The organism is Nisaea sp., from assembly GCF_034670185.1.
Classification (GTDB): Bacteria; Pseudomonadota; Alphaproteobacteria; order Thalassobaculales; family Thalassobaculaceae; genus Nisaea.
On the sequence record NZ_JAXMNY010000001.1, the window covers coordinates 1,006,518 to 1,029,563 of the forward strand.

Below are 23,046 nucleotides of genomic sequence, written 5' to 3' on the forward strand. Positions count from 1 at the left end.
ATGACTCTTGAGGAAAGCAAGATACGCCTGATCATGGAACTGCGGCGCGAAGGGATCTCCGACAGCGCGGTTCTGGGCGCTATTGAGCGGGTTCCCCGGGAAATCTTCATTCCGTCGCCGATCAAGACCTTTGCCTACGATAACAGGGCGCTACCTATCGGCGCCGGGCAGACCATCAGCCAGCCCTACGTGGTGGCTTACATGACCCAAGCCCTCAACCTCAACGATCGCTGCAAGGTTCTGGAGATCGGCACCGGATCGGGCTACCAGACCGCGGTTCTGGCCCGTTTGGCGCGCCGTATCTACACTATAGAGCGGCATCCCAGCCTGTCGGATGAAGCGAAAGAGCGTTTTGAAGCTCTCGACCTGCATAAAGTGGTGACCCGGGTCGGTGACGGCAGCAAAGGCTGGCCGGAACAGGCACCGTTTGATCGGATACTCGTCACGGCGGCATCGGAAAGCGTGCCGGGAACCTTGCTGGAGCAATTGGGCGAGGGCGGTATCATGGTCGTTCCGATCGGCCCGCAGGATGGCACCCAGCATATTCACCGGTTCACCCGGACAGAGGACGGAATTGAGGATGAATGCCTTCTGCCAGTGCGATTCGTGCCTCTGGTCGAGAGCGAAGTGCGGGACAGCGCCTGATTGTTCCAGCGTTCAGTGGCTCTTGGCGCGGGCCTGCGGGCTCCGCTTGAGAAGGCGGTTTGCAAAACCTAAACTCGCCATATGGCAATGACATCCCCACGCTTTCGAAATTGGTCGGCCCTTCTTGTTGTGGCTGGTCTGCTGACTGCCTGCGGCGCGGGCGGGCCGCGTCTTGCCTTTAGCCCCTCCGGGAAATCATCGTCTCATCTTGCCATCCCGTCCGGCGGGCTGATCAGCGCCGGTCCGAACGATACGGTCTATGAGATTTCCCGGCGCTACGGTGTGCCGGTACGGGACATCATCCTCGCGAACCAGCTGCAGCCGCCCTACAAGCTCTATGTGGGGCAGGACCTGCGTCTGCCGGCACCGAGCAGTTATGTGGTGCGGCAGGGAGACACGGTTTTTTCGATATCCAGGCGATTCAATGTCGATATGCGCACGGTCGTGCAGATGAACGACATCAGACCGCCTTACCAGATCCGGGTCGGGCAGGAGATGCGTTTGCCGTCGCAAGAGATCGCGAAAGGCACCGCCGTCGCCTCCAACACCAGAACATCGCTTGGCGCATCGCAGTTTCCCAAGGGCCCGGGCAGTCGTGGCAACACCACCAGAACCGCATTGCTGTCACCGGGGATCGTTGCCTTGCCGGAACTTAACCCGCGCAATCCGTTGTCTTCGGAACGGCAAACAGTTGTTCTGCGGCCTCCGGCACCGAAACCTCGCGCGACCCAGTCTGCATCGGCACCCGAACCCAAGGCGAAAACGGGCCTCGAGGTTGCGAAAATACGCCCGCCGCAACGGGCTGGTTCCAAATTCCGCTGGCCGGTCAGGGGACGGGTGATTGCGAATTTCGGACCACGTCAGGGCGGACTTCATAATGACGGCATCAATATCGCCGCCCCGCGCGGCGCGCCGGTAGCGGCCGCCGACAATGGTGTGGTGGCTTATGCGGGGGACGGACTTCCCGGATTCGGCAAGCTGTTGTTGCTGAAGCACGCGAACGGCTGGATTACGGCCTACGCGCACAGCGATCGTCTGCTGGTAAAGCGCGGCGAAATCGTCCGGCGGGGCCAGACCATCGCGACGGTCGGTTCAAGCGGCAGCGTGGATCAGCCGCAGCTGCATTTCGAAGTGCGCAGGGAAAAGCGGGCGGTCGATCCGCGCCAGTATCTCGACAGAAGCTGAGCTCTTTAGCCGGTTAGGCCAGCTTCTTGCCGAGATCGCCAGCCAGATCTTGAATGAACTGCCAGGCAACTCGTCCTGAACGGGCGCCGCGGGTGACCTGCCATTCCTTGGCCTTGGCGCGCAGATCTTCCGCGCTGATCGGCAGGTCATAGGCTGATGCGTAGCCTTCGATCATGGCGAGGAAGGTATCCTGGTCGCAGGCATGGAAGCCGAGCCAGAGGCCGAAGCGATCGGAAAGCGACACCTTCTCCTCGACCGCTTCGCCCGGATTGATCGCCGTAGATTGCTCGTTATCGATCATATCGCGGGCCATCAGGTGACGGCGGTTGGACGTCGCATAAAACAGCACATTGTCCGGCCGGCCTTCGACGCCGCCTTCCAGGACCGCCTTCAGGGACTTGTAGGAATTGTCGGCAAAGTCGAAGGAGAGATCGTCGCAGAACACAATCAGACGCCGCTCCGTATCCCGTGCCAGATTCAGCAGACGCGGCAGGGTTTCGAGGTCCTCTCGGTGAATTTCAACCAGGGCCAGGATGCCGTTGCGCTTCTCATTGACCTGGGCATGGACGGCCTTGACCAGCGAGCTCTTGCCCATGCCGCGCGAACCCCAGAGCAGCGCGTTATTGGCGGGCAGGCCGCGGGCAAACCGGTCAGTGTTCTCGCGCAACTGTTCCAGCTGCGGGCCAACCCCCTTCAGGAGAGATATATCGACACGGTTAATCTGCCTGACGGGGTCGACCTGTCCTGCTTGTGCATTCCAGACAAAGCCTTCGGCGTCGCCGAGATCGGCAGCCTTTGCGGGCGGCGGTGCGATACGCTCGAGAGCGTCGGCAATACGGGCGAGAATCTCAAGCTCTCGGGCGTCGGACATGTCACTGGACCTTGAAAAGAGTAATCATCGTGCTCTGTTCCGGTTGTGAAACCGGAGCGGCGGGAAAGTATCACACGCCGTCTGTCCGTCAATTCCTCGGTCTGTCTTTTCCACAGGCTTTCCGGCCATTGAAAAAGCCCGCCGGACCTTTATAGTCCGCCGTTCCGAGTTTTCGGCGTGTTCCAGTGGAAATCGCTGGCCGAGACGCCTGGGAGCGACTATGTGAGCGAAGCATGCGCGAATACGAATAAGGATCGCGCTGAACTTTGCGTCTGAATTGGGAGAACTTGATGTTCATTTCACCAGCCTATGCCCAAGCGGCTGGCGGCCTCGGCGGCGGCTTCGACGTAATGGCGTTCCTGCCGTTAGTCCTGATTTTCGTTGTCTTCTACTTCCTGCTGATTCGCCCGCAGCAAAAGCGGGTCAAAGAGCACAAGGAAATGCTTTCCAAAGTCCGCCGGAACGATGTTGTCGTCACCAATGGCGGTCTGATCGGTACGGTTACCAAGGTGATCGATGATAAAGACGAGATCCTCGTGGAAGTCGCCGAAGGTGTGAAGGTCCGCGTGGCCCGCAGCATGCTCTCCGACGTTCGGGCCAAAACCGAACCCGCGACGGCGGAAGCCACTGACAAAAAGTAAGAGTCCTCGCGGCGCCCTGACGGGCGCCGCTGACACATCCGCTGACCCGTTATGGCGATGGCCCGTTATGGCTAGAGGCACATAAAGATGCTCCAATTTCAGCCTTGGAAAACCGCTCTCGTGGCGCTGGTCTGCGCCTTGGGTGTGCTGTACGCACTTCCGAATGTGATCGAGCGCGACCTGACCCAGGATCTTCCCTCCTGGCTCCCCGGAAAGAAGATCAATCTCGGTCTTGATTTGCAGGGCGGCTCACATCTTCTTCTCGAAGTCGATGTGGACGTCGTCGTTGCCGAACGGCTGGAAGCCATTGTCGATCAGACCCGGCGCAATCTGCGCCAGGAGCGGATCGGCTATCGCGGCCTTGGTGTGGCGCGCGACGCGGTTCACTTCACCGTTCGCAATCCAGAAGATCTTGAAAAAGCGCGGAATACTGTCCGCAGGATCGATCCGGAAACAGATACGGAAACCGGTGCAGGGAACACGATCCGGATCACGCTGACAGAGGTTGCAATGCGCGATCTCAAGGCCCGTGCCATCGCTCAGTCGATCGAGATCGTTCGCCGACGCATCGATGAGACCGGTGTGCGCGAGCCGACGATCCAGCGGCAGGGCGACGATCGTATTCTGCTGCAGCTGCCGGGCGTTGACGATCCTGAGCGGATCAAGGCGCTGCTCGGCCAGACGGCTAAACTGACCTTCCGTATGGTCGATGCGACCGCTTCGGTTCAGGACGCGATGCAGGGACGGGTGCCGCCGGGCTCGCAATTGCTTCCGGCAGCGGACGAGCGTCCAGGCGCCCCGAGTAATTACGTTGTGAAGCGACGGGTGATGGTTAGCGGCGAAAATCTCGTCGATGCCCAGCCGAGCTTCCAGGACGGACAGCCGGTCGTCAGCTTCCGCTTCGATACGGTCGGCGGTCGCCGCTTCGGCAAGGCTACAACCGAGAATGTCGGGCGTCCCTTTGCAATCGTGCTGGACGGCAAGGTGATCAGCGCGCCGGTGATCCAGACCGCCATCCTTGGCGGATCGGGTATCATTTCCGGCAGCTTCACCGTGCAGGAAGTCCAGGACCTCTCGCTGCTGCTGCGCGCCGGTGCACTTCCGGCGCCGTTGCAGGTGCTTGAAGAGCGCACTGTCGGCCCGGGACTTGGTGCCGATTCAATTGCTGCCGGCAAGTTTGCCAGTGTCATAGGTCTCTTGCTGGTGATTGTCTTTATGATCGTTGCCTATGGATTCTTCGGCTTGCTGGCGAATGCCGCCCTGTTCTTCAACATGGCTCTCATCGTGGCCGTACTCTCCAGCCTGCAGGCGACCCTGACCCTTCCGGGTATTGCAGGTATTGTCCTGACGGTTGGTATGGCTGTGGATGCAAACGTCCTGATTTTCGAGCGTATTCGTGAGGAAGTCAGGAATGGCCGGACACCCATGGCATCCATCGAGGCGGGCTACCAGCGCGCCTTCCGGACGATCGTCGATGCGAATCTGACGACTCTCTTCGCGGCCCTGTTCCTCTACTTCATGGGGTCGGGTCCGGTGAAGGGCTTCGCTGTGACGCTGGGCATCGGCATTCTGACGTCGCTCTTCACGGCAACGCTGGTCAGCCGCCTTTTCATCGTGCTCTGGATGCGGCGTAGCCGGCCGAGCGAATTGCCGATCTGAGGGAATAGACAGATGTTCAGACCACTTCGCATCGTTCCCCACGGCACTAAGGTGCCGTTCGTTGCCAACCGCTTTAAAGCCTTTGCCTTCTCGGTTGTGCTGATGCTGCTCAGCCTCGGCGCCTTGGCCGTCAACGGGTTGAATTTCGGCATCGATTTCCGCGGCGGCATCTTAATGGAGGTGAAGACCGACGGCCCCTCCGACATTCAGTTTCTCCGGACCGAACTCGGCAAACTCGAACTTGGTGATGTCAGTATCCAGGAGTTCGGGGCCGAGGACGATATTCTGATCCGTATCCAGCGTCAGGACGGATCGGAAGCGGAACAGCTTACCGCCGTCGAAAAAGTGAAAGAGACACTGGGTGAGGGCGTTGAATACCGCCGCACTGAGTTTGTCGGACCGACAGTCGGTGAGGAACTGAAGGAAGCCGGGCTTATCGCGGTCATCTGCGCTCTCGTGGCGATTATGATCTACATCTGGTTCCGCTTCGAATGGCAGTTCGGCATTTGTGCCTTGATCGCGCTTAGCCACGATGTGCTTTCGACCCTCGGGCTGTTCGCTCTGAACGGGCATGAGTTCAACCTGCCGACGGTCGCTGCGATCCTGACCATCGCCGGTTATTCGATCAACGACACCGTGGTCGTTTTTGATCGCGTGCGGGAAAACTTCCGCAAGTACAAGAAGATGTCGTTCGCAGATCTGTTCAATCTCTCGATCAACGAGACCCTCTCTCGTACGACGATGACCTCGGTCACCACCCTGCTTGCTCTGCTGGCGATCTACTTCTTCGGCGGAGCGGTTCTGGCCGACTTCGCGTTGGCCATGATCTGGGGGGTCATTATCGGGACCTATTCCTCGATCTTCATTGCCGTGCCGTTGCTGCTTTACATGCAGCCGCGCCGGGGCGAGGAAGATGACGCGGACTCCCCGGTCCAGATGCCGGAATACGAGCGGCAGGGAGCTGCCGACAAAAAGGACTGATCCAATGGATGTAACGCCCCTGATCCCTGAAGGTCTTCAGCTTATAGAGACCTATGGCGACGGGGCGTTCCGGATCACCGGCGTCCGCTATCAGGGCGCCGTTTTTGTTTTTCCCGACGAAACACAAGTCTGGCAGCAAGCCAGTGTCGAGGACCTGACGGCAGCCGCTCTCTCGCCGGTGACGGATCGAGAGACGGTCCCCGAGATACTGTTGCTTGGCACAGGCGCGCGCACCGAGTTCATCCTGCCGTCCATCCGCGCGGCGATCCGGGAAAAGGGGCCTGTGGTGGATATCATGGATACAGGAGCCGCTTGCCGCACCTACAATGTATTGCTGGCCGAAGGGCGCCGCGTCGCCGCCGCGCTGCTGCCCGTTGACTGATTCTTACGGCGACAATCCGGCAATGGCTGAGGATTTTGCGTTCTGCCGCGAGATAGCCAGGAGGGCCAACGCGAACCTCCTACATGCCGCGCGATTGCTTCCGGGACCACGGCAGGATTTTTTCTTCGCAACCTACGCCGCCATGCGTCTGATCGACGACGCGGTCGACGATGGTTTTCTTTGTCGCCCGTCCGAGGACCGTGAGCACGAGCGCGGCGCCATGCTGGCCGATATCGACAATTGGCAGGGCCAATGTCTTGGCCGAACGGAAGAGGGGCCGCTTCCGGCGCAGGTTTATCGTGCCTTGCGGAAGACGGCGCATTGTTCCGACCTTGGTGAGACGCCCTGGACCGGTCTTGCTGACGCTATGCGGCGCGATGTCCGCGAACAGCCGATGCCTGACTGGGAAGATTTCCTAGGCTACGCAGCGGGCGCGACCGTCGCGCCGGCAACGATCTTCATTTATCTCCTCGGTGCGAAGCCGGCGGAAAGAGGTTTTTCCTGGGATTTGCCCGAGCCGCCGGTGCATTATGCTGCCGATCTCGGGATATTCTGCTACCTCGTTCATATCCTCCGCGATCTGGCCAAAGATGCGGAGCGGTCTGAGCGGCTGGTGACCGTCCCTGATCGTCTAATCGAAAATGCAGGATTGCAGAAGACCGGTCTCACGGACGCGATTCGGTCGCGTGACCCGCGTGTTGGCTCTCTGGCAGCGGATCTTCGGCAGCGGGCATCCTCTTATCTTGAAGCCGGGCGCGTCGCTTTAAGGGCTCTGAAGCCACTCATAGGTCGGCGTGAACAGTTGGCTCTGTCCGGGCTGATCGGTATTTACGAGACGCTCTTCGAGCGTTTTTCAGCGGACTATTTCACGGGGATGGCCGACGCGCCGTCCCTCGAGGTGGCACTCCGCAAGAAACTGCTGCCCTCGCAAGCCCCGTCATGACCGCTCAGCCTCCTGCACTCTCGGCGCCAGCCGCTCTGGTCCGCCGGCATGATCTGGACCGTTTTCGGTTTGGCCTCTTTGCGCCTGCGCGGCATCGCGAGGCAGTCTTCACGCTTTTCGCCTTCAATCATGAGGTGGCGAAGACTCGTGAAAGCGTAAGCGAAACAATGATCGGCGCGATCAGGCTGCAATGGTGGCGCGACAGTATCGAGGGAATATATGCCGGAACACCGCGCCAGCATGAGGTGATCGAGCCGCTTGCAGCCTGCATCGCAGCCTACGGGTTGCCGCGTGCGCCATTCGACGCGTTGATCAACGCCCGGGAGCGGGATCTAGAAGATCGCCCGATGGACGACCTTGCGGAAATGGAAGGCTATCTCAGGGCCACAACGCTTCCACTGGTTACGCTTGTGGCGGAAATACTGGCTCCCGGGCAGAGTACGGATCTGGACGGTTTTGCCGAGATCGCCGCAGGGCATGCCCTGGTCGGGAAGTTACGCGCGGCCGCTTTCGATGAAGCGGTCCGGCGCCCGTTTTTGCCGCGCGCTGTTATTGAACCGCATGGTGGGGAAAGTCGCGGTTTTGCGGAGCTGAAGGCAGACGAGGGCGCTCGTAAAGCCGTGAAACAGATGGCAGAACATGCGCAAACTCTCATCGAACGGGGATTGGTGCGCACACCAAAGCATTCGCACCTTGCGCCGTTGCTGCTGCCAGCCCGCCAGGCACGCGCACGGATCCGGCTGCTGGCCAAGCTGGACTACGATCCATTCAGACCAGAGTTTGCCGACCACGATCCGCTTGATGTTTGGCGCTTTTGGCTGGCGCGGCTGATCCGGCGGTTTTGAGTTACTCCGCAGCGGCAGCTTTGTTACCCGACAGCCATTCATCGATATCGCGCAGGGCGCGTCCGGCCATGGCAGCCTTGCGGTCACGACCTTTCAGCTTTCGCTTCTTTCCGTTCGCGGTGATTTCCGGCTCGATCGTTGGGAACAGCCCGAAATTGACGTTCATCGGCTGGAAGGTTTCAACGTCGGCATCGCCGGTGATATGGGCGAGCAACGCACCGAGCGCTGTGGTTCGCGGCGGCAGGGACAGCTCGGTATTCAGACGCTCTGCGGCAGCGAATCGCCCGGCGAGCATGCCGATGGCCGCACTTTCGATATAGCCTTCGACACCGGTGATCTGTCCGGCGAAACGCAAGCGTGGCATGGCTTTCATGCGCAGCGTGTCGTCCAGCAGCAGCGGCGAATTGATGAAGGTATTGCGGTGAATACCGCCTAGCCGCGCGAACTCGGCCTTTTCCAGCCCGGGAATGCTTCGGAAGACCTCGGTTTGCGGGCCATACTTCATCTTGGTCTGAAACCCGACCATGTTGTAGAGCGTGCCGAGGGCATTATCCTGACGCAGCTGGACCACGGCATGCGCCCTCGTTCCTGTGCGCGGATCGGTCAGGCCCACCGGCTTCATCGGGCCAAAGCGTAGAGTTTCGGAACCGCGCTCTGCCATCACCTCAATGGGCATGCAGCCTTCAAAATAGGGAGTGTCTTTCTCCCACTCGCGAAATTCCATTTTCTCCGCATCGAGCAGGGCCTGGATGAATGCCTCGTATTGGGCTTCGTCCATCGGGCAGTTGATGTAGTCCTTGCCGTCTCCGCCTGGGCCGACCTTGTCATAACGGGACTGGAACCAGGCCTTGTCGAAATCGATGCTTTCCTTATGCACGATCGGCGCGATCGCATCGAAAAAGGCGAGAGAGTCCTGCCCGGTCAGTTTCGCGACGGCTTCGGAAAGTGCCGGCGATGTGAGCGGGCCCGTCGCGACGATCACGGAATCCCAGTCTTCCGGCGGCAGCCCGTCAATCTCGCCGCGCTCGACCGTGATCATCGGATGTCCGGTCAGCGCTTCCTCTACGGCTGCAGAGAAATGATCGCGGTCGACTGCGAGAGCGGAGCCGGCTGGCACCTTGTGGATATCCGCCGCCGTCATGATCACGGAGCCGACCCGGCGCATTTCTTCATGCAACACGCCAACGGCGTTACCCTCTGCATCGTCCGAGCGGAAGGAATTGGAGCAGACGAGTTCGGCAAGACCATCGGTCTGATGCGCTTCGGTCGAACGAACCGGCCGCATTTCGTGCAGCACAACGGGCACTCCGGCCTCGGCCAGTTGCCAGGCCGCCTCGGATCCGGCAAGGCCGCCGCCAATGACATGAACCGGGCGCATGTTATCCATCAAACTTCCAATTTCTCGCTGCGGGTCGCAATTTGCAGACAGATAGACCTTAAAAGCACCGACATCAACGCGGCACAAAGGAAGGCGTCTGCGTTAACCCTGTTTTTATTACTTTTCTGCATCATATTACCCATTGGCTGCAAAGCCTTCTCACCCGCGGATAACCGGTCAAAAAATCAGATGAGCGACACAGGGTATTTTGAGAGTTTCGACCGTCAGAAATTGGATCCGACCGATAAGGACGGCTTCAAATCCGCAATGATCGATTTCTGCCGCACCAACACGATGGCGGCGGATGCCCTGATGGCAGGCAATGTCGAAATGCTCGGCCTGGAGAGCCTGAAGGAAAAATTCGGCCCTAGCTGGGGCAAGGTTCGCGGCAAGGTTCATCTGCTGACAGAGACCATCATCAAGCAGGTCATCACGCCGAATGATGTTTATGTGCTCGCCAACGCCGAGCAGTTCATCGTGTTGTTCGGGCAGGGCGACAAGGAAACGGCAAACAAGAAAGCACAGCAGATTGCCAATGAAGTGAACCGGCGCCTGCATGGCAGCAGTGCGGATAGCGGGTTCCATGGCGTCACAGTCAAATCCATGGTCTTCGAGATCCCCCGCGACGAGCCGGAGAAGCTGACGGACGTCAAGGCGCTGACCGAGACAGTGGAAGAAGCACGGCAAGAAAAGCAGGCGGAAGAAACCGAGGCGTTCGAGCAAGTCAGGGAAACAATCAAGCTGGTCTATTGGCCGGTCACCAATATCCGCAAGCGTCTGGTTTCAATGTATCGCGCTGAACTGTCGATACCGGACGGCACGATGCCGGAAGCGGGAAGCGAGACCGGCGCGCTTGAATGCGCGATGGATGTTGCGTCACTTCAGTTGGCTCAGGCGATGATGAAGGATACGCCCAGGGCAAAGCCGTTACTACTGTTGCCTCTGCATATGAGCTCCCTGACCAACAAGCAATTCCGGGAAGTCGTTCTTTCCGAACTCAAGTTGCTTCCGGAATGGGCTGAGCGCCGACTCATGCTGTTGATCATGGGGCTCGACAATGATGTTCCACAGACCGTCCTGCATAATACTTTCGCGTATATCTCACCATTTTGCGCCGGGTTTGTTGGTTCTTTCTCCCGCACATTCGGTCGTGCGGCGCAATTAGAGGGGGCGGGACTGATCGGGACCGGTTGCAGCACCGGAGATACAAAAGGGATCACGCCTTCCCTGGTCGAGGAGCTGAGCAATTTCGTCGTCAAAAATAGCGGTGGTCAGAAACGGACATTCGTATTTGATGCCCCTGACCTCGATACGGCGACCACGGCACGCAAAGTTCATTGCGATTATGTGGACGGACCCGGAGTAGCCCCGGCGCTCAGTGTTTTCGGGCCGGTCTTCAAGATCGCCTGAGTCACGCGGGCGGACTGGATGAGCTCTCTTATAGAAGGTGGATTCAGGCCGACTTCTTCGCCCCGGAAGCAGCCAGATAGGGCGCTAGGTACTTGCCCGTGTAACTGCCCGCCGTTTCGGCGACAGCCTCGGGCGTGCCCTCGGCGATGATCCTGCCGCCGCCGGAGCCGCCCTCAGGGCCGAGATCGATGATCCAGTCGGCGGTCTTGATGACCTCGAGATTGTGCTCGATCACGATCACCGTGTTGCCCTGGTCCACGAGCGCATGGAGCACTTCCATCAGCTTGCGGATATCTTCGAAATGCAGCCCGGTCGTCGGCTCGTCCAGAATGTAGAGTGTTTTGCCGGTCGCCCGCCGGGACAGCTCCTTTGAGAGCTTCACCCGCTGCGCTTCACCGCCCGAGAGCGTGGTGGCCGCCTGACCGATTTGGACATATCCAAGCCCGACCTGCTGTAGCGTCACCAACTTGTCGCGGATCGACGGCACGGCCATGAAGAACTCCACGCCTTCCTCGACCGTGAGCGCGAGCACGTCGGCGATGGATTTCTGTTTGTAGGTGATTTCCAAGGTTTCACGGTTATACCGCTTGCCCTTGCAGATATCGCACTGAACGTAGACGTCTGGAAGGAAGTGCATCTCGATCTTGATGACGCCATCTCCCTGGCAGGCCTCGCACCGTCCGCCCTTTACATTGAAGGAGAACCGGCCGGCCTTGTAGCCCCGGGTCTTGGCTTCCGGGAGACCGGCGAACCAGTCACGGATTGGCGTGAAAGCGCCGGTATAGGTCGCCGGGTTCGAGCGTGGCGTGCGGCCGATCGGCGACTGGTCGATATCCACCACCTTGTCGATGAACTCGAGCCCGGTAATTGAATCATAGGGTCCCGGGTGTTCGCGCGCGCCATGCAGCTTCTTGGCGATAGCTTTCCACAGCGTCTCGATGATCAGCGAGGACTTGCCGCCGCCGGAAACCCCGGTGACGCAGGTCATGGTGCCGAGCGGAATGGAGACCGTGACATCGTCCAGATTGTTCGCCGTGGCGCCGGTCAGCCGAATATGACGCGCTTTTGTCGCCTTGCGCCGCTTCGCCGGGATCGGCACCTGACGAAGACCGGTGAGGTATTGTCCGGTCAGACTCTGCGGCGCCCGCATGACCTCTTCCGGCGTGCCCGCCGCGACCACGGTGCCGCCATGCACCCCGGCGCCGGGACCCATATCGACCACATAATCGGCAGCCCGGATCGCATCCTCGTCATGTTCGACCACGAGCACGGTGTTACCGAGATCTCGAAGGCGGACGAGGGTGGTCAGCAAGCGGTCATTGTCCCGCTGATGCAGCCCGATGGACGGCTCATCGAGTACATAGAGCACCCCGGTCAGGCCTGAGCCGATCTGGGAAGCGAGGCGGATACGCTGGCTTTCCCCGCCGGATAGTGTGCCGGAAGCGCGCGACATGGTGAGGTAGTCCAGACCGACATTGTTAAGGAAGCCAAGGCGTTCGTTGATTTCCTTCAGGATACGCTCGGCGATCTCAGCCTGCTTGCCCGTCAGGCTGTCGCTCAGCCCTGTGAACCATTTCACCGCCTCGGAGATAGACAGTTCCGTCAGCTCGCTGATATTGCGGCCTTCGATCTTCACCGCCAGCGCTTCCGGCTTCAGGCGCTGGCCGAGGCAGACCTCACACGGTGCAACGGACTGGTATTTGGAAAGCTCGTCGCGGCTCCAGGCGGAATCGGTTTCCCGGAAGCGCCGTTCCATGTTCGGCACCAGTCCCTCGAACGGCTTGTTGGTCTGGTAGCTCCGCAATCCGTCGTCGAAGGTCATCACCACGCGTTCAATACCCGTACCGTAGAGCAGGGCGCGCTGCGCCCCTTCCGGCAGATCCTCGAACGCGGTGTCGAGAGAGACATCGAGATGCTTCGCCAGGCTCGCCAGTGACTGCGCGTAATATTTAGAGGTCGACCCTGCCCACGGTGCCAGGGCCCCCTTGCGCAGACTTTTGCTGCCGTCCGGAACAATCAGGTCCGGATCGAAATACATACTGTTGCCGAGGCCATCGCATGTCGGGCAGGCCCCGAACGGATTGTTGAAGGAAAACAGCCGAGGCTCGATCTCGTCGATGGTGAAGCCGGAAACCGGGCAGGCGAACTTTGCGGAGAAGGTTTTGCGCTCACCGCTGGACGCGTCCTCGGCAATCAGCAGACCATCCGACAGATCAAGCGCGGTCTCGACGGAATCGGCAAGCCGGGTGCCAATGCCCTCACGGACGACAAGCCGGTCCACCACCACTTCGATATTGTGTTTCAGCTTCTTGTTCAGGGCCGGAACGTCATCGATTTCATAGAGTTCGCCATTAACCTTGAGACGCTGAAAGCCCTGCTTGCGCAGCTCCGCCATCTCCTTGCGATACTCACCCTTGCGGCCCCGCACGATCGGCGCCAGCAGGTATAGCCGAGTGCCTTCCTCCATCTCGAGAATCAGGTCGACCATCTGGCTGACAGTCTGACTCTCGATCGGCAGGCCGGTCGCGGGCGAGTAGGGGATACCGATCCGGGCGTAGAGCAGCCGCAGATAATCGTAGATCTCCGTTACTGTGCCGACCGTGGAGCGCGGGTTACGCGACGTGGTCTTCTGCTCGATGGAGATCGCCGGTGAAAGGCCCTCGATCAAATCCACGTCCGGCTTCTGCATCAGTTCCAGGAACTGCCGCGCATAGGCCGACAGGCTCTCGACGTAGCGGCGTTGTCCCTCGGCATAGATCGTATCGAAGGCCAGCGACGACTTGCCCGAGCCACTGAGCCCGGTCAGAACCGTCAGGCTGTTCCTCGGGATGGAGACATCGACGCTCTTCAGGTTGTGCTCGCGGGCACCCTGGACACGGATATCTTTCGGTTCGGAAGAGGCTGACATTGGCAGAATCCGGACTAAGAACGAAACAGAAACATTTATAAGGCGCAGGGCTGGACTTGGCCACCCGCATTTTGCAGGTGCAGCAAATCCGGAGAGAAGCCGACGGTAATCGATCCCGACTGGATTAGCAGTCCCGGATATGGGACAGTCCAGCAAACAAATTCGCAGAGCAGAGTGGAAATAGAACCATGGCAGGCAGCGTCAATAAGGTCATCCTTGTCGGCAATCTCGGACGCGATCCGGACATCCGGAGCATGCAGGACGGAAACAAGGTCGTGAACCTCTCCGTCGCCACCTCCGAATCCTGGCGTGACCGCAACAGCGGTGAGCGTAAGGAGAAGACCGAATGGCACCGTGTTGTGATCTTCAACGAGAATCTTGCAAAGGTCGCTGAACAGTATCTCCGCAAGGGCTCGAAGATCTATGTCGAGGGCCAGTTGCAGACACGCAAGTGGACAGACCAGTCCGGTGTCGAGAAATACAGCACTGAAATCGTGCTGCAGCGTTTCCGTGGCGAGCTGCAGATGCTCGACGGCCGCAACGAAGGCGGCGGTCAGGGCGGCGGCGGAGGCCAGGGTGGCGGCTATGGTGGTGACGACGGCTACAATCAGGGCGGCGGTTACGGCGGCGGCTCTGGTGGCGGTGGCCAGGGCGGCGGGGGTAGCGGTCCTGCTCCAGTCGGCGGCCCGGGCGATCTCGACGACGAGATTCCGTTCTAAGCGGCTTTGGTACGCGCCGACCGACAGGGTCCGACGGCATGGATAAGTTTCAGGCAGCAAATCAGCAAAAATGGAACGAGTTGGCGGAAGTGCATTACACTTCCGCCGGCAGTGACTATGGCGTCGAAGACTTCCTGAGCGGTCCGGAAGGCGCTCGCGACCTGCACAAGACGGAACTGGAGGAACTCGGTTCCGTCAAAGGCCTCGATATCCTGCATCTGCAGTGTCATTTCGGCCTGGACACGCTGTTGCTGGCCCGCAAGGGCGCGAAAAGCGTTACCGGTCTGGATTTCTCGCCCGTCGCAATCAAGCAGGCTCGGGAGTTGGCGGAGCGGGCGGGAATCGATGCGGCCTTTATCGAAGGAAACGTCTATGACGCACCGGAGTTGGTCCAGGGAACATATGATCTGGTCTACGTTTCCTGGGGCACGATTTGCTGGCTGCCGGACATTGAGGCATGGTCGCGGGTTGTTGCACACTTCGTGAAACCGGGCGGCCGTTTCTATTTTCTGGACCAGCATCCCGTAACGCTTAGCTTCGACGATTACGCGCCGGCCCCGCACGCGCCGATTTACGATTATTTCCATAAACCCGACCCCATCTCATTCGACGGAACGGATTCCTACGCGGATGAAAATGCGGTTCTCCGGACCCAGCGCAGCTACGAATGGACCCACCCGGTCGGCGAAGTTGTCACAGCCCTGATCGATGCCGGCCTGCAGATCGAGTACCTGCATGAGTTCGATACGGTGGCCTGGAAAGCGCTGGCTTTCATGGAGCCATGCGAGGGTGGTTTGTACCGTTTACCCGAAGGGATGCCGCGTCTTCCGCTGAGTTATTCAATATCGGCGCGCAAGTATCTGTAAATAATGGACAATCGGGCTCAAAAAAATCACCGTAAAGATTGTTCCTTCGTTACCGTTCTGTTATAAATTCAGGGACTTCTGAAGGTCCTGGCGGAGGGCCGACAAATATAGGCTGCCACCGCCGTTGACAGGGACGCAACCAACCGGAAATCGCTTGAATTGACCTCATCCGAATCCTCTTCATTCGACATTTCGCCTGTCTCAATCGAAGACGAAATGAAGCGCTCCTATCTCGATTACGCAATGAGCGTGATCGTGTCCCGGGCGCTCCCTGACGTACGTGACGGCCTGAAGCCGGTTCACCGCCGGATTCTCTATGCCATGAAGGAGGGCGGATACGACTGGTCCAAGCCCTACCGTAAATCGGCGAACATCGTCGGTGCCGTCATGGGGCAGTATCACCCGCACGGCGACAGCGCGATCTACGACGCGATGGTCCGAATGGCGCAGGAATTCTCCATGCGCCTGCCGCTGGTCGACGGCCAGGGTAACTTCGGCTCGATGGACGGTGATCCGGCCGCGGCCATGCGATATACAGAAGCACGCCTCGCGAAATCCGCCGAAGGCCTGCTCCGGGACATTGACAAGGATACGGTCGACTACGTTGCCAACTACGACGAGACGACGACCGAACCCAGTGTCCTGCCTGCCGAATATCCGAACCTTCTGGTGAACGGCGCCGGCGGTATCGCCGTCGGCATGGCCACGAACATCCCGCCGCACAATCTGGGCGAGGTGATCGATGCATGCTGCGCCTATGTGGACAATCCGGGTATCACCATCGATGAGTTGATTGAAATCGTGCCAGGGCCGGATTTCCCGACCGGCGCTATGATTCTCGGCAAGAACGGCATCCGTGACGCTTACCACACCGGGCGTGGCTCGGTGATGATGCGGTCCAAGGCGGATATTCAGGAAATCCGCAAGGATCGCCACGCCATCGTCGTCAGCGAAATTCCCTATCAGGTGAACAAATCCCGCCTGATGGAGCGCATCGCAGAACTTGTGCGTGAGAAAACCATCGAAGGCATTGCCGAGTTGCGGGACGAGAGTGACCGTGACGGCGTGCGCGTCGTTGTCGAACTCAAGCGCGACGCGGTGCCGGACGTGGTGCTGAGCCAGCTTTACCGCTTCACCCCGCTGCAGACCAGCTTCGGCGTCAACATGCTGGCGCTGAATGGCGGCAAGCCGGAACAGATGAACCTGCGCGACGTGATCGTCGCCTTCATCGCCTTCCGCGAGGTCGTCATCACCCGGCGGACCCGCTTCCTGCTGCGCAAGGCGCGGGACCGTGCGCACGTTTTGGCCGGCCTGCTGGTTGCCGTGAACAATATCGACGAGGTGATTCGAGTCATCCGTGGCTCCCGCGATGCGGCGGACGCCCGCGAAAAGCTGATGGGCCGGGATTGGCCGGCGGAAGATGTCGAGGAATTCATCGGCATCATCGACGATCCGGGACACAGGGTCGTGGACGGAAAATACCGTCTCTCCGACGCCCAGGTCCGGGCCATTCTGGAATTGCGCCTGCAGCGCCTGACCGGGATGGAGCGTGACAAACTGATCGAGGAGACCAAGGAGCTCGCGTCCAAGATCGCTGAGTATCTGGAAATCCTGCAATCGCGCCCGCGGATGATGGAAGTGCTGCGTGCCGAACTGGTTGCGGCCAAGGAAGCCTACGCCACGCCGCGCCGGACCGAACTTGTCGATGCCGAGTTCGAGCACGACATGGAAGACCTGATCCAACGCGAGGACATGGTCGTTACCGTCAGCCATAACGGCTACATCAAGCGTGTGCCGCTTTCGACCTACCGGGCACAGAAGCGCGGCGGCAAGGGCCGCTCGGGCATGGCCACGCGGGACGAGGATTTTGTCAGCCGCCTGTTCGTCGCCAACACCCACACGCCGATTCTCTTCTTCACCTCGCGCGGCATGGTCTACCAGATGAAGACCTACCGCCTGCCGATCGGCACGCCGCAGTCTCGCGGCAAGGCGCTGGTGAACCTGCTTCCGCTGGAGCAGGGAGAATGGATCCAGACCATCATGCCAATGCCTGCGGAAGAGGAGGAATGGGCGGACATGCACATCATGTTCGCGACCTCTGCCGGTACTGTGCGCCGGAATTCTCTGTCCGATTTCACCAATATCAAGCGCAACGGCAAGATCGCCATGCGACTGGATGAGAACGATCGTCTGATCAACGTGCAGCCGTGCATGGAAGCGGACGATGTCTTCCTCACCACGCGGGACGGCAAGGCGATTCGCTTCCGGGCAACCGATGTTCGGTTGTTCCGTGGCCGCGATTCGCTCGGCGTTCGCGGTATCCGGCTGGGGGCTGGTGACGAGGTCGTCTCCATGTCGATCCTGCACCATGTCGATTATCAGGATATTCCGGGTTCAGACGAACTCGAGCGCGATGTTTATCTGAAACTTGCCGGCCAATTGCGGCGGGCGACGGGCGAGGGCGACGAGGAGACCGATTCGCCAGCGACCGGTTCCCTGACGCCGGAGCGATTCGCACAACTTGGTGCGGAAGAGGAATTCATCCTCACGCTTACGGAAAGCGGTCTCGGCAAGCGGACCTCGGCCCATGAATACCGGATCACCAACCGGGGCGGGCAGGGCATTGCCAATATGGAGCTCACCAAGCGCAGCGGCGGTGTCGTTGCCGCGTTCCCGGTGGCCGATAACGATCAAATTATGCTTGTGACCGACGGCGGACAGGTGATTCGCTGTGCGGTCGGTGAAATCAGCATCACTGGGCGGAGAACCCAGGGTGTTTGGATCTTCCGCGTCGATGAAGGCGAGAAAGTCGTATCCGTGGGCCTGGCCGGCGATGAAAACGGAGACGACGTGGAAGGCGAAGAAGAAAACACAGACGAAGGCGGAAACGGAGATACCGCCGAGAGCTAACGGGGGACTTGGGAACATGAGGGTTGGGGTTTATCCGGGAACGTTCGACCCGATTACGAACGGGCACCTGGACATCATTCGGCGCGGCAGCAAACTGGTCGACAAATTGATCGTTGCTGTCGCCCGCAATGCGGGTAAAGGCCCGCTGTTCAGCCTCGACGAGCGGGTTGAGATGGTACAGGACGAAATCAACAAGCTGAACACAGCCCATAAAGGGGATGGAGTTCATGGAGAGATTGTCGTCGTATCTTTCGGCAACCTGCTGATGCATTTCGTCGAGGAGAATGGCGCTGCGACAATCATTCGCGGGCTGCGTGCCGTCTCGGATTTCGAGTACGAATTCCAGATGGTGGGCATGAATGCCCGCCTGAATGCGGCCGTCGAAACGGTGTTCCTGATGGCATCCGACCGCAACCAGTTCATATCCTCGCGTCTGGTCAAGGAGATCGCGAATATGGGCGGTGCCATCGACCAATTTGTCCCTGAGCGCGTGGTTGCGCGGGTTCAGGACAAGTTCCAATAACCGGAACAAAAATAATTACCGGAAGAGGTTGACCGGAGCCCGCTGTTTGCATAGGTTCCGGCTTCCTTTCGGGGGGCGCGTAGCTCAGCTGGTAGAGCATCTGACTTTTAATCAGACGGTCACAGGTTCGAATCCTGTCGCGCTCACCATTCCTCCGAACTTATAAAATGCCCCGCCGCGTCGTTTCTGCACGTTGCGTTTCAGGCACCGCATCAATCTCATTCGATAGAATGAGTAATAAGATGTTTTTTTTCAAACGCCTTTGGATAGCTCTAGTGCGCCGGGAGACATCGGGAGAAGGTCAAAGCGGGATTACACCGCCAGACCAGGCGAAGTGCTGGCGCTTGATTCGCATAAAATAAGAATGGTTAGATTATTAAATAAAATGCGCTCTATTTCCGTTAACCAAACCGCGAGCAATTTGACTTGAATTTTCGGCCTTTCCCCCAGGGAATCCCCGTTAATTGTACTTGCAAAGCCACAAATTTGATCAAAATCTAACTTGCTTAGCTTTGTCGCAGCATCAGATAGCGTATATTAGTACTGTCACTGCACCGGAAAGCGCCGTCGCGGCGTTCTGAACGAGAAGGACGAGAGTTTGGGGTTTTTTGACTTCCTCAGCGTCAAGGCCAAGAACAAGAAGCCGGTCAGGCCGACCAAGGCGCAAGGCATCAAAAGCGTCAAGGCCAAGGGCAAGCTTGAGGCCTGTGGAATCGTGAAGATCGACAGTTTTACGTTCGTCGTGAAGGACTACAATTTGAAGGGGTTCATCATTGAACCTTACGACAAGGATATCCTGGTCAAAAGCCAGCGCTTCCGCTTCGATATCGATGTCTCTAAAGGCAATCACAAGATGAAAGGTTCTGCGGAAGCGGTCGTCACCAAGATTGCAGGCAATGCCCTGGCAGCGGCATTTACGATCAAACCATACGATCACTAAAGAACAGACAACCTGTTTCTGGTATGTTTCTTACGGTTCGGTTTGGGCTAACACCGGCAAATCAGTCGGGGCGTCCTTGCCAACAGGGAGATCCATCATGGATGAACGTAAGAAGCTGCTTCTGATGATGCGGGAGATCCGCAAGAAGATCGATCCCCGGGTCCTGGAACAGGCCAGACAGGCCGCTCTATTGCAGATGGGGCAACAGCCACAGCCCGAACCGCCGCGAGATAATGAAGCATCCCGGCTCTTCAAGCTGGCTCGCGAGGATAACGGCGCCCGCAAGAGCGAAATCCTCGCCTATCTCGAGAAGAAGTTCCGCAGCAAGCTGAACTAGGTTTTGCCCTCTGATTTTCGCTTTATCGCTTGGGCCAATTTCTCATACTCCGTGACATCATTGTAGATCTGCGCTGAGATTCGGCACCAGAGTCTGCCGGCCACGGCGCGTATCGGCACCTGGATTCTGTCATGATCGACCAGATGCGCCCGCAATGCATTCGCATCCTGCTGATTGTCCCCCAGACCATCCGGAAGCCGTATTGTCGCCAATGATCCGGTCAGTGCCTTTCCCGCGCCGCGTTCCGTGTTCCATGCTGAAGTCAGCAGGTCAGCCGCCTCATTCGCGAGCTCTGTGTTGTGTCGGCGGATATTCCCAATCCCATATGCATCCATGAATGCCAAAGCTGACGGCAGGGAGAGTTGTGCCGAGGCATCGCGGGTCCCGACCCAGTCGAATTCGTCTATGTACCCGTCTGAATAGCCGTGGGAGATCACCAGGGGGTGAGTGCTCGCCCTGTGCTCTGGCGCGGTCCAGAGAAAGGCACAGCCTTTCGCGGCAAACATCCATTTATGGCAGTTTCCGGTGTACCAGTCGCAGTCGAGCGTCGAGATATCGAGCGCGAGCATGCCGGGCGCATGTGCGCCGTCGATCAGGACAAGCGCTCCTGCATCCCTCGCGGCCTTTGCCATCTCCGCCACGGGCAGGACAAGCGCGGTTGGGGAGGTCACATGATCGAGAATGACAAGGGCAGGGGCCGGGACAAGCGCGGCTTTGAACCTTGTGAGGATTTCATCCGGATCTGAAACGGGAAATGGCAAGGAGAGCGCCCGCACCTTGGCGCCGCAGCGGGACGCGACGTAGTCAGCGGTATTCCGCACGGCTGGATAGGTCTGGTCCGTCACCAGAATTTCGGCACCTGCAGCGAGATCAAGCCCGCGTAGCACGGCATTCACGGCCCCGGTTGCATTCTCGACCATGGCAATGCCGTCCGCATCAGCACCGATGCGCGGGGCGAGGGCAGCAGCCGCCGCCCGCAGGCCGGGCCGGAACTCCCGATCCATGAACCGGCTCGGTTCGCGCTCCAGATGATCCTGCCAGACCCGTTGGGAGGCGAGCACGCACACGGGGGTTGCCCCGTAAGAGCCATGGTTCAAATGCGCGTAGTCGCGTTCCAGCGCGAAGGCAGCCCGTACCGGGGCACCGAAAGCCGGAATGTCATTATTGCCGCGGGACGTCGGGACCTGCATGGTCATCTCCAGGAAATAAAGACCGAGAGTGCCACGGTCGGAAACGGGAGCGGAACAGAATGTTTGAGGGATTTGAGCGGAAACACATCGCGACCTCCGGATCGGAGATCAATCTGGTGGTCGGCGGTAGCGGCCCCGGCCTGCTCCTGCTGCATGGATATCCCCAGACTCATGTGATCTGGCACAAGGTCGCGCCGGTTCTGGCTGAGAAATTCACCGTCGTGGCAACGGACCTGCGCGGCTATGGAGACAGCGGTAAACCGGCGACCGACCCGGCGCATACTCCATATTCCAAACGGGAGATGGCGCGGGATCAGGCTGAAGTCATGTCCGCGCTGGGGATCGATAAATTCGCTGTGGTCGGGCACGACCGGGGTGCGCGTGTCGGCCATCGTCTGGCCCGCGATCATCGGGAGCGCGTGACCCAACTCTGCACACTCGATATCTGTCCGACTCTGGATATGTACGAGACGACCGACATGGCCTTCGCGGCGGCTTACTATCACTGGTTCTTCCTGATCCAGCCTGCCGATTACCCTGAGCGCATGATCGGGCACGATCCGGAATTCTATCTTGAGAAGAAGCTGAAATTTCTGGCTGACGGAACAGCGATAACGCCGGAAGCCATGGCTGAATACAAACGCTGCTTCGCCATGAAAGAGACCATCCATGCCACCTGCGAGGATTACCGCGCCGCTGCTACCATCGATCTGGAGCATGATCGCGCCGACAGGGAGCAATTACTCGACATTCCGATCCACGCCCTCTGGGGCGAGAAAGGGATCATCGGTCGGTTCTACGAGCCATTGGCTGTCTGGCAGCGCTATACGATCGGAGCTGTGACCGGGAGCGCGGTCCCTTCAGGGCACTATATCCCCGAAGAAGTGCCCGGCCGACTCGTGGAAGAACTCAAAGATTTCCTTGGCAGTGAGTGACCGTTTGCGTCGCAGCATTCTGTCCCTATATGTTCTGGCTGGGGCATTGAGCATCAGGCGGCATTCCAAATGACCAAAGAGAAGAATTCGGGCGTTGTCCGGCCAACGATTTTCGGCCGGATGCGCACCTACATGTTCGCCGGGATCCTGGTGACGGCGCCCATCGGCATCACGCTCTACCTGACCTGGGTTATCGTCCATTTTATCGATAACCAGGTGATGCCTCTGATCCCGAAGCAATATAATCCGGAGAATTTCCTGCCGTTCTCCGTTCCCGGCATCGGCCTGATCGTGATGCTGGTTTCCCTGACTCTGATCGGCTGGCTGACGGCAGGCATTCTCGGGCGCTGGATGATTCGTTTCAGCGAACATCTGCTGGCTCGTATGCCTGTGGTCCGTAATGTCTACAGTGCCATCAAGCAAATCATGGAAACGGTAATGGCGCAGCAGTCGAGCGCTTTCCGGGAAGTGGTTCTGATCGAATATCCGCGGCGCGGTATTTGGGCGGTCGGCTTTATAACCGGCGGCACGGTCGGCGAGGTTCAGAACATCACCGACGATACGATGGTCAATGTCTTCCTGCCGACGACACCAAATCCGACATCCGGGTTCCTTTTGTTTCTGCCGAACCGGGACGTCTATCGTCTTACAATGACTGTCGAAGAAGGCATCAAAATGGTGATTTCGGCCGGTATCGTCACACCGCCTGATCGCCGGCCATCGTCCGAACGGGAAAAACCCGTTATCCATGTCGAGAAGGCAGACTAAGTCTTTCCTT

General features: G+C 59.0%; 21 protein-coding genes and 1 tRNA gene. 18 read left to right on the forward strand and 4 right to left on the reverse strand.

The window, feature by feature from the left end; genetic code table 11:
- Together VOI22_RS04780 and VOI22_RS04785 are read left to right on the forward strand one after the other, a co-directional pair.
- On the forward strand, window positions 1–645 hold the full coding sequence (locus tag VOI22_RS04780) for a protein-L-isoaspartate(D-aspartate) O-methyltransferase (protein WP_323795425.1): 645 nt from the start codon (window positions 1–3) through the stop codon (window positions 643–645).
- 129 nt (window positions 646–774) lie between these two features.
- Window positions 775–1,830: a peptidoglycan DD-metalloendopeptidase family protein gene (locus VOI22_RS04785; RefSeq protein ID WP_323795426.1), complete on the forward strand. Its 1,056-nt coding sequence runs from the start codon at window positions 775–777 to the stop codon at window positions 1,828–1,830.
- A gap of 13 nt (window positions 1,831–1,843) precedes the next feature.
- Here the strand turns inward: VOI22_RS04785 and VOI22_RS04790 are convergent, their stop codons facing one another.
- Entirely contained in the window at window positions 1,844–2,701 is an 858-nt protein-coding gene (locus VOI22_RS04790) for an ATP-binding protein (RefSeq protein WP_028465129.1), read from the reverse strand.
- Between the two features lie 290 nt (window positions 2,702–2,991).
- On the opposite strand from VOI22_RS04790, the gene yajC reads away from it, so the two are divergent.
- The 6 genes from yajC (at window position 2,992) to VOI22_RS04820 (ending at window position 8,152) form a co-directional block, all read left to right on the forward strand.
- Entirely contained in the window at window positions 2,992–3,342 is a 351-nt protein-coding gene (yajC, locus tag VOI22_RS04795; RefSeq protein ID WP_323795427.1) for a preprotein translocase subunit YajC, read from the forward strand.
- Between the two features lie 87 nt (window positions 3,343–3,429).
- Window positions 3,430–5,001 (forward strand): protein translocase subunit SecD, encoded by a 1,572-nt coding sequence (gene secD, locus VOI22_RS04800; protein WP_028465127.1) that lies wholly within the window; start codon window positions 3,430–3,432, stop codon window positions 4,999–5,001.
- A gap of 12 nt (window positions 5,002–5,013) precedes the next feature.
- The gene (gene secF / locus VOI22_RS04805; RefSeq protein WP_028465126.1) at window positions 5,014–5,982 is read left to right on the forward strand and encodes a protein translocase subunit SecF; all 969 of its coding nucleotides are present in this window, start codon (window positions 5,014–5,016) and stop codon (window positions 5,980–5,982) included.
- A 4-nt stretch (window positions 5,983–5,986) separates the two neighbouring features.
- Window positions 5,987–6,364, forward strand: a complete 378-nt coding sequence (locus VOI22_RS04810) for an Mth938-like domain-containing protein (RefSeq protein ID WP_323795428.1) — start codon at window positions 5,987–5,989, stop codon at window positions 6,362–6,364.
- A 22-nt stretch (window positions 6,365–6,386) separates the two neighbouring features.
- Window positions 6,387–7,307 (forward strand): phytoene/squalene synthase family protein, encoded by a 921-nt coding sequence (locus VOI22_RS04815; protein WP_323795429.1) that lies wholly within the window; start codon window positions 6,387–6,389, stop codon window positions 7,305–7,307.
- Window positions 7,304–8,152: a phytoene/squalene synthase family protein gene (locus VOI22_RS04820; RefSeq protein ID WP_323795430.1), complete on the forward strand. Its 849-nt coding sequence runs from the start codon at window positions 7,304–7,306 to the stop codon at window positions 8,150–8,152. The genes VOI22_RS04815 and VOI22_RS04820 overlap by 4 nt, the downstream gene beginning before the upstream one ends.
- Before the next feature lies 1 nt (window position 8,153).
- Here the strand turns inward: VOI22_RS04820 and trmFO are convergent, their stop codons facing one another.
- Window positions 8,154–9,539, reverse strand: a complete 1,386-nt coding sequence (gene trmFO / locus VOI22_RS04825; RefSeq protein ID WP_323795431.1) for a methylenetetrahydrofolate--tRNA-(uracil(54)-C(5))-methyltransferase (FADH(2)-oxidizing) TrmFO — start codon at window positions 9,537–9,539, stop codon at window positions 8,154–8,156.
- Here trmFO and VOI22_RS04830 point away from each other — a divergent pair.
- Window positions 9,516–10,940: a hypothetical protein gene (locus VOI22_RS04830; protein ID WP_323795432.1), complete on the forward strand. Its 1,425-nt coding sequence runs from the start codon at window positions 9,516–9,518 to the stop codon at window positions 10,938–10,940. The genes trmFO and VOI22_RS04830 overlap by 24 nt on opposite strands.
- Before the next feature lie 43 nt (window positions 10,941–10,983).
- On the opposite strand, the gene uvrA is transcribed toward VOI22_RS04830, so the two are convergent.
- Window positions 10,984–13,848 (reverse strand): excinuclease ABC subunit UvrA, encoded by a 2,865-nt coding sequence (gene uvrA, locus VOI22_RS04835; protein WP_323795433.1) that lies wholly within the window; start codon window positions 13,846–13,848, stop codon window positions 10,984–10,986.
- Window positions 13,849–14,036: 188 nt separating this feature from the next.
- On the opposite strand from uvrA, the gene ssb reads away from it, so the two are divergent.
- From ssb to VOI22_RS04870, 7 genes are all read left to right on the forward strand, one after another.
- Window positions 14,037–14,567: a single-stranded DNA-binding protein gene (gene ssb / locus VOI22_RS04840; protein WP_323795434.1), complete on the forward strand. Its 531-nt coding sequence runs from the start codon at window positions 14,037–14,039 to the stop codon at window positions 14,565–14,567.
- Between the two features lie 38 nt (window positions 14,568–14,605).
- Complete coding sequence (locus VOI22_RS04845; RefSeq protein WP_323795435.1) at window positions 14,606–15,433, forward strand: class I SAM-dependent methyltransferase; 828 nt, start codon at window positions 14,606–14,608, stop codon at window positions 15,431–15,433.
- A gap of 159 nt (window positions 15,434–15,592) precedes the next feature.
- Window positions 15,593–18,343, forward strand: coding sequence for a DNA gyrase subunit A (gene gyrA / locus VOI22_RS04850; RefSeq protein WP_323795436.1), 2,751 nt, complete (start codon window positions 15,593–15,595; stop codon window positions 18,341–18,343).
- 16 nt (window positions 18,344–18,359) lie between these two features.
- A complete protein-coding gene (gene coaD / locus VOI22_RS04855; protein ID WP_323795437.1) occupies window positions 18,360–18,866 on the forward strand; it encodes a pantetheine-phosphate adenylyltransferase in 507 nt (168 codons plus the stop codon).
- Window positions 18,867–18,939: 73 nt separating this feature from the next.
- A tRNA-Lys gene (locus VOI22_RS04860) sits at window positions 18,940–19,015 on the forward strand.
- Window positions 19,016–19,464: 449 nt separating this feature from the next.
- On the forward strand, window positions 19,465–19,806 hold the full coding sequence (locus VOI22_RS04865) for a hypothetical protein (protein ID WP_028465117.1): 342 nt from the start codon (window positions 19,465–19,467) through the stop codon (window positions 19,804–19,806).
- A 97-nt stretch (window positions 19,807–19,903) separates the two neighbouring features.
- A complete protein-coding gene (locus tag VOI22_RS04870) occupies window positions 19,904–20,143 on the forward strand; it encodes a hypothetical protein (protein ID WP_028465116.1) in 240 nt (79 codons plus the stop codon).
- Here the strand turns inward: VOI22_RS04870 and VOI22_RS04875 are convergent.
- Window positions 20,140–21,333: an aminotransferase class V-fold PLP-dependent enzyme gene (locus VOI22_RS04875; RefSeq protein ID WP_323795438.1), complete on the reverse strand. Its 1,194-nt coding sequence runs from the start codon at window positions 21,331–21,333 to the stop codon at window positions 20,140–20,142. The genes VOI22_RS04870 and VOI22_RS04875 overlap by 4 nt on opposite strands.
- A 59-nt stretch (window positions 21,334–21,392) precedes the next feature.
- On the opposite strand from VOI22_RS04875, the gene VOI22_RS04880 reads away from it, so the two are divergent.
- The gene (locus VOI22_RS04880) at window positions 21,393–22,268 is read left to right on the forward strand and encodes an alpha/beta hydrolase (RefSeq protein WP_323795439.1); all 876 of its coding nucleotides are present in this window, start codon (window positions 21,393–21,395) and stop codon (window positions 22,266–22,268) included.
- 69 nt (window positions 22,269–22,337) lie between these two features.
- Entirely contained in the window at window positions 22,338–23,036 is a 699-nt protein-coding gene (locus VOI22_RS04885; RefSeq protein ID WP_323795440.1) for a DUF502 domain-containing protein, read from the forward strand.
- The last annotated feature ends 10 nt before the right edge of the window (window positions 23,037–23,046 follow it).

Coding starts and splice junctions, on each gene's coding strand:
- VOI22_RS04875 (WP_323795438.1), bottom strand. CDS start 21,333: ATGCAGGTCCCGACGTCCCGCGGCAATAATGACATTCCGGCTTTCGGT.
- VOI22_RS04790 (WP_028465129.1), bottom strand. CDS start 2,701: ATGTCCGACGCCCGAGAGCTTGAGATTCTCGCCCGTATTGCCGACGCT.
- ssb (WP_323795434.1), top strand. CDS start 14,037: ATGGCAGGCAGCGTCAATAAGGTCATCCTTGTCGGCAATCTCGGACGC.
- yajC (WP_323795427.1), top strand. CDS start 2,992: ATGTTCATTTCACCAGCCTATGCCCAAGCGGCTGGCGGCCTCGGCGGC.
- secD (WP_028465127.1), top strand. CDS start 3,430: ATGCTCCAATTTCAGCCTTGGAAAACCGCTCTCGTGGCGCTGGTCTGC.
- uvrA (WP_323795433.1), bottom strand. CDS start 13,848: ATGTCAGCCTCTTCCGAACCGAAAGATATCCGTGTCCAGGGTGCCCGC.
- VOI22_RS04830 (WP_323795432.1), top strand. CDS start 9,516: ATGAACCGGGCGCATGTTATCCATCAAACTTCCAATTTCTCGCTGCGG.
- VOI22_RS04880 (WP_323795439.1), top strand. CDS start 21,393: ATGTTTGAGGGATTTGAGCGGAAACACATCGCGACCTCCGGATCGGAG.
- trmFO (WP_323795431.1), bottom strand. CDS start 9,539: ATGGATAACATGCGCCCGGTTCATGTCATTGGCGGCGGCCTTGCCGGA.
- VOI22_RS04845 (WP_323795435.1), top strand. CDS start 14,606: ATGGATAAGTTTCAGGCAGCAAATCAGCAAAAATGGAACGAGTTGGCG.
- VOI22_RS04820 (WP_323795430.1), top strand. CDS start 7,304: ATGACCGCTCAGCCTCCTGCACTCTCGGCGCCAGCCGCTCTGGTCCGC.
- VOI22_RS04885 (WP_323795440.1), top strand. CDS start 22,338: ATGACCAAAGAGAAGAATTCGGGCGTTGTCCGGCCAACGATTTTCGGC.
- VOI22_RS04815 (WP_323795429.1), top strand. CDS start 6,387: ATGGCTGAGGATTTTGCGTTCTGCCGCGAGATAGCCAGGAGGGCCAAC.
- VOI22_RS04870 (WP_028465116.1), top strand. CDS start 19,904: ATGGATGAACGTAAGAAGCTGCTTCTGATGATGCGGGAGATCCGCAAG.
- VOI22_RS04780 (WP_323795425.1), top strand. CDS start 1: ATGACTCTTGAGGAAAGCAAGATACGCCTGATCATGGAACTGCGGCGC.
- secF (WP_028465126.1), top strand. CDS start 5,014: ATGTTCAGACCACTTCGCATCGTTCCCCACGGCACTAAGGTGCCGTTC.
- coaD (WP_323795437.1), top strand. CDS start 18,360: ATGAGGGTTGGGGTTTATCCGGGAACGTTCGACCCGATTACGAACGGG.
- VOI22_RS04810 (WP_323795428.1), top strand. CDS start 5,987: ATGGATGTAACGCCCCTGATCCCTGAAGGTCTTCAGCTTATAGAGACC.